This is a genomic window from Bradyrhizobium sp., assembly GCF_035570375.1.
Classification (GTDB): Bacteria; Pseudomonadota; Alphaproteobacteria; order Rhizobiales; family Xanthobacteraceae; genus Bradyrhizobium.
On record NZ_DATMLW010000042.1, the window covers coordinates 1 to 13,633 of the forward strand.

Sequence of the window (13,633 nt, forward strand, 5' to 3'; positions counted from 1 at the left end):
TCTCTTCCAGGCCGGCGCCTATCTCTTTCACACTTCAGGCGCCGCGTATGTCTCCGCCGCGCTCGCCTATGGCTGGCAGGACGTCACCACCAATCGTGTGGTGACGGCAGCGGGCTTCGACCAGCTCCGCACCGAGTTCAAGGCGAACGCGTTTTCGGGACGCGCCGAAGGCGGCTACCGCTTTGTGGTGCCAACGTGGGGTGGCGGATTCGGTCTCACGCCTTATGCGGCGGCCCAGTTCGTCACCTTCGATCTGCCGGCCTATGCCGAACAGGCGATCATCGGCCTCAATACCTTTGCGTTGTCCTATGGCGCACATGACGTCACCGATCCGCGCAGCGAACTCGGTTTTCGTGCCGACAAGTCCTGGCTAACGACCGACGGCCTTCTCACGTTGCGCGGGCGTCTCGCCTGGGCGCACGATTATGATCCGAACCGCGCGATCGGTGCGACCTTCCAGGCGCTGCCGGTTGCGAGCTTTGTCGTCAGCGGCGCGGCGCAAGCCTCCGACTCCGTGCTCACCACGGCGTCGGTCGAGACGCGCTGGAGAAACGGCTGGTCGGCGGCGGCGACCTTCGAAGGTGAATTCTCGGGCGTCACGCGCTCCTACGCCGGCAAGGGCGTTGTGCGATACGTGTGGTGATGCAGGCGCATCCGGCCTCGCCATCGCGAGCACGGAGGAGCGGCCGTTAGGCCGCATCTCGCCGCCTCAGCTCTGATGTGGGTCCGGCATCGCACCGCCCAGCGCGGCCGTGAGTTCGGCCGCAACCTCGCGCACGATCCGGCCGATTCCCGGCAGCCGCTCATTGGTGACCCGGCTGGTCATGCCTGAGGCGGAAATCGCGGCCAGCGGCTCGGCATGATGATCGTAGACCACGGCGGCGACGCAGCGCAGGCCGATCTGCGCCTCCTCGTCATCGACGGCATAGCCCCGGCGGCGAATGGTCTGAAGCTCCTTGAACAGGTCGCCCGGCCGCACGATCGATTTCTCGGTCAGCCGCGGCATGCCATGATGGCGGATGATGGCGCTGACGTCCTCGTCCGAATAGGCCGCAAGCACTGCCTTGCCGACGCCGGAGGCGACCATCGACACCCGGCCGCCGACCTTGGTGAGCGAGCGCATGATCTCGCGGCTTTCCATTCGGGTAAGCACGATGATGAATTCGTCGTCGACGACCGCGAGATTGGCGGTCTCGCGCGTCAGGTCGCGAAGCTTGCGCAAATAAGGGATCGCCTGCGCGGTGAAATTGCGGTGGCGGGCAAAGGTCGCGCCGACCATGAACGCCCGCGCGCCGACATGCCATTTCGATTGGTCGCGATCGAACTGCACGAAGCGGCGATGTTCGAGCGTGGTAAGCAGGCGATGCACGGTCGAAGTCGACAAACCCGTGCGGATGGCGAGGTCGCTCAAACGATAGCCCTCATCATCCTCGGCAAGGGTTTCGATGATCGCGAGCGCACGATCCACCGATTGAACGCCACCGTCCCGGGGATCGGGGTCGCCGTCCGCGCCGGATTTCGGCTCGACCAACCTGCGCCGGATCACGTTTTTCTTCATCGCGACCTTCTCGGTAGGTGGGAAGACGTGTTCGCCGCTCGATAGAAAATTCCGCGCTGTTGAAAAATTTCAGGAGAACGGTGGCCGCCCCGGAAAAAATCCGGGGCGGCCCTTTGGCGTCTTACAGAAGGCCCGCGCCGCGCGCCCATTTGTACTTGGCGCCCAGAACCTCGACCGGCAATTCGGTCGAATAGGCGTAGGCCGGAATGCCGTTCTGATAGAGATATTCGGCCGCTTCCTCGACCTCGACATCGCCGGCGAGCGAGGCAACCATCGGCTTGACGAAGCCCTTGGCTTCCATCTCCTTCTTCACCTCGACCATGTTGCGCGCGAACACCATCGGCGGCGTAACGATGGTGTGCCAGTAGCCGAGGATCAGCGAATGGATGCGGTCATCGGAGAGACCGAGCTTGACCGTGTTGACATAGGTGATCGGCGGCTCGCCGCCGGTGATGTCGACAGGGTTGCCGGCCGCGCCGAACGGCGGGATGAACTTGCGGAACGCGGCATCGAGATCGGGCGGCATCGCCATCAGCTGCAGGCCGTTATCAACGACCGAATCCGACAACAGTACGCCCGAACCGCCGGCACCGGTGATGATCAGCACGTTCTCGCCCTTCGGCGTCGGCAGCACCGGCACGCCGCGCGCGAATTCGAGCAATTGCCTCAGGCTGCGGGCGCGGATCACACCGGACTGCTTGAACACGTCCTCGTAGATCTTGTCGTTGCCGGCGAGCGCACCGGTGTGCGAGGACGCCGCCCTGGCGCCGGCCGAGGTGCGGCCTGCCTTCAACACCACCACCGGCTTCTTCTTTGAGACGCGCTTGGCGGCCTCCGCAAAGGCGCGGCCGTCCTTGAGGTCTTCGCAGTGCTGGGCGATCAGGTTGGTGTTGGGGTCCTGCTCGAAGAAGGCTAGCAGATCGTCTTCGTCGATGTCGGACTTGTTGCCGAGCCCAACGATTGCGGAAACGCCCATCTTGGCCGAGCGCGAGAAGCCGATGATCGCCATGCCGATGCCGCCCGACTGCGAGGACAGGGCCGCGTGACCCTTGACGTCATAGGCGGTGCAGAAGGTGGCGCAGAGATTGGCCGGCGTATAATAGAAGCCGTAGATGTTCGGCCCCATCAGGCGGACATTGTACTTCTTGCCGACCTCGACGATTTCGGCCTGCAGTTCCGGGTGGCCGGCTTCGGCGAAGCCCGACGGGATCAGGACGGCGCCGGGAATTTTCTTCTCGCCGCATTCGGCGAGTGCTGCGGCAACGAATTTCGCTGGGATGGCAAACACCGCGACGTCGATGACGCCGGGTACGTCCTTGACGCTCTTGTAGGCCTTGTAGCCGAGGATCTCGGGAGCCTTGGGATGGATCGGCAGGATCTCGCCCTTGTAGCCGCCGTTGATCAGGTTCTTCATCACCGAGTTGCCGATCTTGCCGTCCTCGGCCGAGGCGCCGATCACGGCCACCGCCCTGGGCTGCATGATGCGGTTCATCGCCACCACGATTTCCTCGGTCGGGCGCGGCGCCGGGCGCGGCTTGTAGTCGAAGTCGACGACGATACGCACGTCGGCGGCCACCGCATCCTTCTTGGTGGCGAAGACGGGGTTGAGATCGAGTTCGACGATTTCGGGAAAGTCAGTGACGAGCTGCGACACCTTCACGATCACCTCGGCAAGCGCGTCGCGGTTGACCGGATCGCCGCCGCGCACGCCCTTGAGCATGTCGTGGGCCTGGATGCCGTCGAGCATCGAGAGCGCGTCCTCCCTGGTGGCGGGCGCGAGACGGAAGGTGATGTCCTTGAGAATTTCGACCAGCACGCCGCCAAGCCCGAAGGCCACCAGCTTGCCGAACGATCCGTCGGTGATGGAACCGACGATGACTTCGGTGCCGCCGGCGAGCATCTGCTGAATCTGAACGCCTTCGATCTTGGCGTCGGCCTTGTACTTTTTGGCGTTGGCCAGAATGGTGTCGTAATTCTTTTCCACGTCGGCGGCGGTCTTCACGCCAACCATCACGCCGCCGGCCTCGGTCTTGTGCAGAATGTCGGGCGAGACGATCTTCATCACCACCGGGAAGCCCATCGAGGATGCGATCTTCGCCGCCTCGGACGCCGACCTGGCGACGCCCTCCTTTGGAACCGGGATGCCGTAGGCGTCGCAAACCAGCTTGCCTTCGGGCGCCGTCAGACTGGTGCGCTTATCCGCCTTGACCGCATCGAGAACCTTGCGGACCGCATCTTTCGAATTCGACATTGGCTTCCTCCTTGACGTCTATTTTGCTCGCTGGGCAGCGCGTTCCGGCGTCAGCCTCAAAACTTGCCTTCACAAACTCAACCGCTCTTCACGATGATGGCAAACGCTGGTGACGGCCTTCCGAAGTTCGCAATCCGTCTCAGCAGCACCTTGTTGCGAACTCCGGAAAGTCATGGGCACGAGCAGTTGGTGAGTCCCGGTACCGCCGGCCGATCTGAGGTCCCCGAATGAACCTGCCGCTTGTGGCGCAGGGACTTCGGATCGGCGGTACCGGTTCCGCGTGGGCTGGCGGCCCGACCGGGCCGCCGAAAAACGGGTTTGCATGGCATTTGGTATGCCAGAGCCGAACTTGTCAAGTCGGGGAAGTGCTGAAATTATGGGTAACTTGACATTCTGGCATGTGGCATGCCAAAAATCATTGATACTGTGGTTCTAAATAAACCACCTGCCACGGAACCGACCGATCGTGAATCCGCGCAAACAAATAAAGGCGCCGCCAAGCATGGCAGAGACAGATATTTCTGTTGTCCGGATCGTGCCGGAGACGAGCTTCAAGAACAAGGCCTATGAGGCCTTGAAGGAAGCCATCCTGAAGATGGACATCTACTCGACGCCCGAGCCGGTCATGCTCGACGAGCGGGCGCTCTCCGAACGCCTCGGTGTCAGCCGCACCCCGATCCGCGAGGCGATCGCGATGCTGGAGCAGGATGGTTTCGTCAAGACCGTGCCTCGCCGCGGCATCATGGTCGTGCGCCGGACCAAAAGCGAGATCGTGGACATGATCCGCGCCTGGGCAGCGCTGGAAAGCATGGCCGCGCGATTGATCACGACCACCGCGCGCAAGAAGGACATCTCGGCACTGCGCGACTTCTTCAGGGATTTCGGCAAGGATCGCCTGCCGCAGGATCACGTCGAGGAATATTCGAAAGCCAATATCGCTTTCCACCAGGCGCTGATCTCGCTCAGCGAGTCGCCGGTGCTGGTTGACATGACCAACGAAATCCTTTTGCACGTCCGCGGCTACCGGCAATTGACGATCGGACGCAGCGAGCGCATCGCTGCATCCCTGCCCGAGCATCTAGGTATCATCGACGCGCTCGAACAGCGCGACACCGAGCTTGCGGAAAAGCGGGCGCGGGACCACACACTCGGCCTTGCGGCTTACGTCGAAGCGCATGGCCACGAACTTTTTTAGCGCCCCGATAATGCCGGCTTGGCGCGACTAATCAGGGGACTTTAAACGTCCTCATCAAGAAACGATCAGGGAGAAGCGGATGTCCGCACTAGCACAGAGCGTCGAAACGAAAACGGCTGGGACGGAGCAGGAGCTCACCGACGGCTTCCACCTCATTATCGAGGCGCTCAAGCTCAACGACGTCAAGACCATCTACGGCGTGCCGGGCATTCCGATCACCGATTTCGGGCGCATGGCGCAGGCCGCGGGCATCCGCGTGCTCTCGTTCCGTCATGAACAGAACGCCGGCTACGCGGCGGCGATCGCCGGCTTTCTGACCAGGAAGCCCGGCGTTTGCCTCACCGTGTCGGCGCCCGGCTTCCTCAACGGCCTCACGGCGCTGGCGCATGCCACCACCAATTGCTTCCCGATGATCCTCATATCCGGCTCGTCGGAGCGCGAGATCGTCGACCTGCAGCAGGGCGACTACGAGGAAATGGACCAGCTTGCGATTGCCAAGCCGCTCTGCAAGGCGGCGTTCCGCGTGCTGCATGCCGCCGATATCGGCATCGGGCTGGCGCGTGCGATCCGCGCCGCGGTTTCGGGACGTCCGGGCGGCGTCTATCTCGATCTGCCCGCCAAGCTTTTCGGCCAGGTCATGAATGCGGAGGCGGGGCGGAAATCGCTGGTCAAGGTGGTGGATGCCGCGCCGGCGCAGATCCCCGCCCCTGCCGCCATCAAGCGCGCGCTCGACGTGCTCAAGAGCGCCAAGCGTCCGCTGATCATCCTCGGCAAGGGCGCGGCCTATGCGCAGGCCGACGACGACATTCGCGCGCTGGTCGAGAAGAGCGGCGTTCCGTTCCTTCCCATGAGCATGGCCAAGGGCCTGTTGCCGGACACCCATCCGCAATGCGCCGGCGCGGCGCGCTCGACCGTGCTGAAGGAAAGCGACGTCGTGATGCTGATTGGCGCCCGCCTCAACTGGCTATTGTCGCATGGCAAGGGCAAGAGCTGGGGCGAGCTACCCAAGAAATTCATCCAGATCGATATCGAGCCCAAGGAAATGGACTCCAATGTCGAGATCGCAGCACCCGTGGTCGGCGATATCGGCTCCTGCGTGTCGGCGCTGCTTTCGGCGATGGGCGCTGGCTGGCCGGCGGCGCCCGCCGACTGGGCGAAGACGGTCAGCGCAAAGCGCGAGGAAAACGTCGCCAAGATGGCGCCGCGGCTGATGAACAACAATTCGCCGATGGACTATCACGGCGCGCTCGGCGTGCTGCGCACCATCGTCAAGGAGCGGCCCGACGCCATCCTTGTCAACGAAGGCGCCAACACGCTCGACCTCGCGCGCGGCACCATCGACATCTACAAGCCGCGCAAGCGACTCGACGTCGGCACCTGGGGCGTGATGGGCATCGGCATGGGTCAGGCGATTGCCGCAGCGGTGGAGACCGGCAAGCCGGTGCTCGCGGTCGAGGGCGACAGTGCTTTCGGCTTCTGCGGCATGGAGGTGGAGACGATCTGCCGCTACGACCTCCCGGTCTGCGTCGTCGTCTTCAACAATAACGGCATCTATCGCGGCACCGACGTGAACGCGGGCGGATCGGATCCTGCGACCACCGTGTTCGTCAAGGGCGCGCGCTACGACAAGATGATGGAGGCGTTCGGCGGCGTCGGCGTCAACGCGACCACACCGGACGAATTGAAGCGCGCCGTGAACGAGGCGATGGATTCCGGCAAGCCGACCCTGATCAATGCGGTGATCGATCCGGCAGCCGGTTCGGAGAGCGGCCGCATCGGCAACCTCAACCCGCAGAGCGCGCTGAAGAAGAAATAAACCAGACGGATCCACATGCTCCTGCGCGACAGGAGCCGATATCAGACGGAGCAAGACAATGACAAAGGCGCTGAAGGGGGTTCGAATTCTCGATTTCACCCACGTTCAATCGGGGCCGACCTGCACGCAATTGCTGGCGTGGTTTGGTGCCGACGTGATCAAGGTCGAGCGCCCCGGCGTCGGCGACATCACGCGCGGTCAATTGCAGGACAAGCCAAAGGTGGACAGCCTGTATTTCACCATGCTCAACCACAACAAGCGATCGATCACGCTCGACACCAAGAATCCGAAGGGCAAGGAAGTCCTCACCGCGCTGATCAAGGCCTGCGACGTGCTAGTGGAGAATTTCGGTCCCGGTGTGCTCGACCGGATGGGGTTCCCCTGGGAAAAGATCCACAGCATCAACCCGAAGATGATCGTGGCCTCGATCAAGGGTTTTGGTCCGGGTCCCTATGAAGACTGCAAGGTCTATGAGAACGTCGCGCAATGCACGGGTGGTTCGGCATCGACCACGGGTTTCCGAGACGGACTGCCGCTCGTCACCGGCGCGCAGATCGGCGACAGCGGCACCGGGCTGCATCTTGGGCTCGGCATCGTCGCCGCACTCTACCAGCGCACCATGACCGGACAGGGCCAGCGCGTCACCGTGGCCATGCAGGACGGCGTCTTGAACCTCGCCCGCGTCAAGTTGCGCGATCAACAGCGCCTCGCTCATGGTCCGCTCACGGAATACAGCCAGTTCGGCGAAGGGATTCCGTTCGGCGACGCGGTGCCGCGCGCCGGCAACGATTCCGGTGGTGGCCAGCCCGGCCGTATCCTCAAGTGCAAGGGCTGGGAGAGCGATCCCAACGCCTACATCTACTTCATCACCCAGGCGCCGGTCTGGGAGAAGATCTGCGACGTGATCGGCGAGCCCGGCTGGAAAACCCATCCCGACTACGCAAAACCCCCGGCCCGGCTCAAACGCCTCAACGAAATCTTCGGGCGCATCGAGCAGTGGACCATGACCAAGACCAAGTTCGAGGCCATGGAGATCCTCAACAAGGACGACATTCCCTGCGGGCCGATCCTGTCGATGAAGGAACTCGCCGAGGATCAGTCATTGCGGGCCACCGGCACGGTGGTCGAGGTGGATCATCCCACCCGCGGCAAGTACCTGTCGGTCGGCAACCCGATCAAGCTTTCCGACAGCCCCAGCGAGGTCAAGCGCTCGCCGCTGCTCGGCGAACATACCGACGAGGTCCTCCGGCAGGTTCTTGGGTTCTCGGACCAACAGGTCAAGGAAATCCACGACTCCGGCGCGCTCGACCCGCCGCAGAAGGTCGCCGCCGAGTAAGGGATTTTCCCGAAACTTGCTTCGATCCAGCTTGGGCCGCCGATTTTTCCGGCGGCCCTTTTGTTTGGGGTTACTGGTCGAGACGTCGGTTCCATATTGCGTTGCCAGATCTCTATGCTGCAGCGCGGACAATCGAGGAGCTTTGGTATCTTGTATACGTGGATTGCGCGCCTTCCGGGCGCACCTTCTGCCCCCTTGTGGTCGGCGTTGAGTGCATTCTGGTGACGAACGCCCAGAGCGCCTTGCGCGACGGTGATCAGACCTGTTTCGTGCCTGACGGCGCTGCCGACGATATTTGCCGGGCTGGTTTCCCCTCTCACCTTCGAAAATTGAATCCCATTCCTGGGGCTCGCGTTCGCGCTGCCTCGGTTCCTGAAACCCGTGGTCGCTCCCCGCTCAGCCTCGTAACGAATTATGACTTGCGCTCTGGCATATCACATACCAATATGCGGCAGCCGGCAGCGCTACGTCCAAGAACGAACAAAAGCGCACCAGGGAAGGAAACATGATCGCCACCCAAACCACCGCACCAATTGCATCGGGCAAGTACTCCCGCTGGCTGCAACTTGCGTTGCGCCTGCGAAACCCGGAATCAAGAACGAGGGGGAAATACAAATGGCAGTAACAGCACAGCTCGATTCGCGGCCGGTCGCAATCAGCGCGACACGATGGACGATCCTCATTTGTGCGATCCTCTGCATGGTGATGATCGCCAATCTGCAATACGGATGGACGCTTTTTGTTAATCCCATGGCAGCGAAGCATGGCTGGTCTATTGCCGCGATACAGGTGGCTTTCAGTATCTTCATTGCTCTTGAGACTTGGCTCACGCCGGTTTCCGGCTGGATCGTTGACAAACTTGGCCCGCATGGAGCGAAGTACGTGGTCGCCTTCGGCGGAATTACGGTGGCAATCGGCTGGGTTATAAACGCCTATGCTGACACGCTGACGATGTTGTACATCGGCGCTGTGATCGGCGGCCTCGGGGGTGGCGCGGTCTATGCCACCTGCGTCGGCCTTGCGGTGAAATGGTTTCCTGATCGGCGCGGTCTTGCAGTCGGCCTCACAGCCGCGGGCTACGGCGCCGGCGCGGCTCTGACCGTCATTCCCATTCAATACGTAATCCATACCAGCGGTTACGAAGCAGCCTTTTTGTGGTTCGGCCTGTTTCAGGGCGGCGTTGTGTTCTTGTTGGCCTGGCTTTTGCGGGCGCCGGAGGCCGGTGAGATGGCTGGCGTTCCCAGTCCCAAGGTTGCTCAGTCATCGCGAAACTACACGCCCGGTCAGGTGCTGGCCTCGCCGATATTCTGGATTCTCTACGTCATGTTCGTCATGGTGTCGGCAAGCGGCCTGATGGCAACGGCGCAAATCGCTCCCATCGCGAAAGACTTCAAGGTCGCGGAGACAATCATTTTCTTCGGTGCCACAACCCTGACTGCCGCACTGATCATCGACAGCGTTGCGAACGGCTTGGCTCGGCCCCTGTTTGGCTGGGTTTCCGATAATATCGGCCGTGAAAATACCATGGCGATCGCGTTCGGCTTGGGGGCCTGCAGTTACTGGCTGCTTGGCACACTCGGCACTGCTCCGTGGGCTTTCGTGGTTTTCGCAGCCCTGATCTTCCTCACCTGGGGTGAGATCTTCAGCCTTTTTCCGTCGACCTGTACCGACACTTTCGGACCAAAATTCGCAACCGTGAATCTCGGCCTCCTTTATACGGCGAAGGGAACCTCGGCATTTCTGGTTCCGGTTGCCAACATCATCAAAACTTCAACCGGCAGTTGGCACCTCGTGTTTCTGCTGACCGCTATCATGAACATAGTGGTGGTGGCGATCGCTCTGTTCATCCTTAAGCCGATGCGCGCACGAATGATGGCCAACGGCTAAACCATATTGAATGCGAGGCGCTCCGCGCACGAATCCAGCGAAGGCGCCCATCCGTTCGATGGGCGCCTTTTTCCTGGACTGACGCCGCTGGAGAGTTCTTGGTATACCAGGGCCTCCAGCACGCCCATTTCCGGATATCACGCCGGAACTGCAAACTCTGGTAAGTGCTGGAATCGTCAGTATTACTGACACTTTTTATGTCCCGAGAGCCAGAATTTCGAATTGACAATTGGCATAATGTATACCAATCTTTCATGAGTTGGATTGCCAATTCCTGCGCCGACCAGAAGGAGCTTGCGATGAAAGTCGGAGACATCCTGCGCAAAAAGACCGCGCGTATTGCCACCATTCGAATGAATGAAACCGTGGGCATCGCCGCCCAGTTGATGCGCGCCAGCAATGTCAGCGCGCTTGTGGTCAAGGACGTGGTGCGGACCGAAGGCAACACCGCCGTCGGCATGTTCACCGAACGCGACGTCGTCCGCGCCATCGCCGAGCACGGTGCCGCCGGCATCAACATGAAGGTCTCGCAGCTGATCTCGGTCCAGCAGCTGGTGTCGTGCAGTTCGAGCGACACGATCGAGGATGTCCGGCACCTGATGAACAGGCACCATATTCGCCATCTGCCGGTCATCGACGATCACAGCCTGTGCGGCGTGATCAGCATGCGCGATATCTCGAGCGCGTTCGACGAACAGGCGATTGCAGCGGCTGCGCCCGCCGCGGCCTGACGCCTCCTTTTTCTCATCCACAATCGCCCTGGCTCCGAAATTACTTTCCGAGCCACGTGACCACTCGTGCCGATTTTCCACCCACCGCTTTTTTTGAAGGGCAGTTTCATGAAAATCTGTATTTACGGCGCCGGCGCGATCGGCGGATATCTCGGGGTCCAGTTTGCACGCGCAGGCGCAGATGTCAGCCTGGTGGCACGGGGAGCGCATCTGGCCGCGATGCGCGCCAACGGCTTGAAGCTCCTGATCGGCGATGCGGAACGCGTGGTTCATCCGCGCTGCACCGACAATCCAGCCGAACTTCCACCCCAGGATTTCGTCGTCATCTGCCTGAAGGCGCATTCGATCACCGGCGCCATCGACGCCATGCGGCCCCTGCTGGGGGCGAAAACCCGCATCGTCACCGCGGTGAACGGAATTCCCTACTGGTATTTCTACAGGCACGGCGGCCGCTACGAAGGCTCGACGCTCGAGAGCATCGACCCGGGCGGGCGTCAATGGCGTGAGCTGGGACCGGAGCGCGCAATCGGTTGCATTGTCTATCCTGCGACCGAGATCGTGGCGCCCGGCGTGATCCAGCACGTCTATGGTGACCGTTTTCCGATCGGAGAGCCCTCGGGAGAAAACAGCGAAGACATCCGACGGCTTTCGGCGCTGTTTAGCGAGGCCGGCATGCAGGCACCGGTGCTCGATCGCATCCGTGACGAAATCTGGCTCAAGCTCTGGGGCAATGTGTGCCTCAACCCGATCAGCGCGCTGACCCACGCAACGCTCGACGTGATCTGTGCGGACCCCGCGACGCGCGCTTTGTCGAAGGCGATCATGCTGGAGAGCCAGGCGATCGCCGAAAAATTCGGAATAAGGTTCCGCGTCGACGTCGAGCGGCGGATCGAGGGGGCGCGCAAGGTCGGCGCGCACAAGACCTCGATGCTCCAGGATCTCGAGCGCGGACGCCCGATGGAGATCGACCCGCTGGTTTCGGTGGTCCAGGAAATGGGGCGTCTGACGCAAACCCCGACGCCGGCGCTCGATGCCGTGCTGGCGCTCGTCGTGCAGCGCGCAGGGATCGCGGGCCTCTACGGCCTCGATCGTCCGGTCACGGTGAAAACGCCGGCCTATGCATGATCGCGGCTGCCGCTAGCGCCGGTGCGGCCATAGACATTTTCCGGTCGCGCCGGCATCCTCTCCTCTGAACGAAGCAGATCAGGGCATCGTCGCCTTGACTTCGGAAAGAGGGCACCAGGCGATGATCAAGACAAGGTTTACCGAGCTCGTCGGCGTCGAGCATCCGGTCGTCCAGGGCGGGATGCAGTGGGTCGGCCGCGCGGAACTCGTCGCTGCCGTCGCCAATGCCGGCGCGCTTGGCTTCATCACTGCGCTGACGCAGCCGACCCCGGAGGATCTCGCAAGAGAGATCGCGCGCTGCCGCGGCCTCACCGACAAGCCGTTCGGCGTCAACCTGACCATCCTCCCCTCGATCAAGCCGCCCCCTTACGCGGAATATCGGCAGGCCATCATCGAAAGCGGCGTCAAGATCGTCGAGACCGCCGGCAACAAGCCGCAGGAGCACGTCACCGAATTCAAGAAGCATGGCATCGTGGTGGTGCACAAATGCACCAGCGTCCGCCACGCGCTTTCGGCCGAGCGCATGGGGGTCGATGCGATTTCGATCGACGGCTTTGAATGCGCAGGCCATCCCGGCGAGGACGACACCCCCGGACTCATCCTGATCCCGGTGGCGGCCGACAAGGTGAAGATCCCGATGATTGCCTCCGGCGGCTTCGCCGACGGCCGCGGCCTGGTCGCGGCCCTTGCGCTGGGAGCCGACGGCATCAACATGGGGACGCGCTTCATGTGCACCAAAGAGAGCCCGATCCATCAGCGCATCAAGGAAAGAATCGTCGCCAATGACGAACGCGAAACCGAGCTGATTTTCCGCACCATGCGCAACACCTCGCGCGTCGCCAGGAACGCGATCAGCACGAAGGTCGTCGCGATGGAAAAGCAAGGCGCCACCTTCGATCAGGTCCGCGATCTCGTCGCCGGCGCCCGCGGCAAAATGGTCTATGCCAACGGCGACGCCGATGAAGGCATCTGGTCGGCGGGACAGGCTCAGGGCTTGATCCACGATATTCCGAGCTGTGCGGAGCTCGTCTCCCGCATCATCCATGAGGCCGAAGCCATCATCCGCAGCCGGCTCGAAGGCATGCTGTCCAGCGGTTACCGTCCGAAGTTCGTGCATGCTTCGAGCACCGGCCGCTCATAGACTTTCGAAAAGAAGCGAGCAATTAGTGGGGCGGGTTTGACATTCGCTGGCTGTCCTTCTCCTTCGTCATTCCGGGGCGCGCGAAGCGTGAGCCCGGAATCCATTCCTCCGGTACTCATGGCCTATTACGTATACCTTCTTGCAAGCGGCAAATACGGAACACTGTATCTCGGCGTGACGAATGATATCATTCGACGCATCTACGAGCACAAAAGCAAAGCTGTCGCTGGTTTCACCAGGCGGTATTCGATCGACAAACTGGTCTGGTTCGAAATTTACGATGACGTCTTGACGGCGATTGCTCGAGAGAAAGAATTGAAGAAATGGCGCGAGATTGGAAAATCCGGTCAATCGAGGAAAGTAATCCGCAGTGGAATGATTTGTATCCAGGAATTGCCGCCGCGCATCTTGGATAAATGGATTCCGGGCTCGCCCTTTGGGCGCCCCGGAATGACGAAGGACAGGTTGCGCTCGTTGTCCTTGGCGAGTGCGAGCGAGCGATAGAGTTGCCGGGCTTGACCTGGCAACTCATCCAATCCTTGAAAAAAAGGCGTTCTTAATCGATGGATGCGCGGATCGAAGCCCGCGCATGA

10 protein-coding genes and 1 pseudogene are annotated in these 13,633 nt (G+C 61.7%); 9 read left to right on the plus strand and 2 right to left on the minus strand.

Translation table 11 applies throughout. The annotated features are described in order from the left end of the window. The coding region (locus VNX23_RS05040; protein ID WP_325628085.1) for an autotransporter outer membrane beta-barrel domain-containing protein at positions 1-643 on the plus strand (643 nt) is incomplete at its 5' end. A gap of 66 nt (positions 644-709) precedes the next feature. On the opposite strand, the gene VNX23_RS05045 is transcribed toward VNX23_RS05040, so the two are convergent. Further along, positions 710-1,558 (minus strand): IclR family transcriptional regulator, encoded by an 849-nt coding sequence (locus VNX23_RS05045; RefSeq protein WP_325628086.1) that lies wholly within the window; start codon positions 1,556-1,558, stop codon positions 710-712. Positions 1,559-1,679: 121 nt separating this feature from the next. Further along, positions 1,680-3,809, minus strand: coding sequence for an acetate--CoA ligase family protein (locus VNX23_RS05050; RefSeq protein WP_325628087.1), 2,130 nt, complete (start codon positions 3,807-3,809; stop codon positions 1,680-1,682). A gap of 502 nt (positions 3,810-4,311) precedes the next feature. Between VNX23_RS05050 and VNX23_RS05055 the strand changes: the two genes are divergently transcribed. The 8 genes and pseudogenes from VNX23_RS05055 (at position 4,312) to VNX23_RS05090 (ending at position 13,456) form a co-directional block, all read left to right on the plus strand. Then, entirely contained in the window at positions 4,312-5,004 is a 693-nt protein-coding gene (locus tag VNX23_RS05055; RefSeq protein WP_325628088.1) for a GntR family transcriptional regulator, read from the plus strand. A 79-nt stretch (positions 5,005-5,083) separates the two neighbouring features. Beyond that, positions 5,084-6,820 carry an oxalyl-CoA decarboxylase gene (oxc, locus tag VNX23_RS05060; RefSeq protein WP_325628089.1) on the plus strand — a complete coding sequence of 579 codons (1,737 nt, stop codon included), beginning with the start codon at positions 5,084-5,086 and terminating at the stop codon, positions 6,818-6,820. Positions 6,821-6,878: 58 nt separating this feature from the next. After that, positions 6,879-8,156, plus strand: a complete 1,278-nt coding sequence (gene frc / locus VNX23_RS05065) for a formyl-CoA transferase (protein ID WP_325628090.1) — start codon at positions 6,879-6,881, stop codon at positions 8,154-8,156. A gap of 615 nt (positions 8,157-8,771) precedes the next feature. After that, complete coding sequence (gene oxlT, locus VNX23_RS05070) at positions 8,772-10,043, plus strand: oxalate/formate MFS antiporter (RefSeq protein WP_325628107.1); 1,272 nt, start codon at positions 8,772-8,774, stop codon at positions 10,041-10,043. A gap of 299 nt (positions 10,044-10,342) precedes the next feature. Continuing rightward, positions 10,343-10,774: a CBS domain-containing protein gene (locus tag VNX23_RS05075; protein WP_325628108.1), complete on the plus strand. Its 432-nt coding sequence runs from the start codon at positions 10,343-10,345 to the stop codon at positions 10,772-10,774. Between the two features lie 108 nt (positions 10,775-10,882). Next, entirely contained in the window at positions 10,883-11,899 is a 1,017-nt protein-coding gene (locus VNX23_RS05080) for a 2-dehydropantoate 2-reductase (RefSeq protein WP_325628091.1), read from the plus strand. A 121-nt stretch (positions 11,900-12,020) separates the two neighbouring features. Further along, positions 12,021-13,040, plus strand: coding sequence for a nitronate monooxygenase family protein (locus VNX23_RS05085; protein ID WP_325628092.1), 1,020 nt, complete (start codon positions 12,021-12,023; stop codon positions 13,038-13,040). Between the two features lie 117 nt (positions 13,041-13,157). Then, a pseudogene (locus VNX23_RS05090) lies at positions 13,158-13,456 on the plus strand (GIY-YIG nuclease family protein). Positions 13,457-13,633 lie beyond the last annotated feature (177 nt).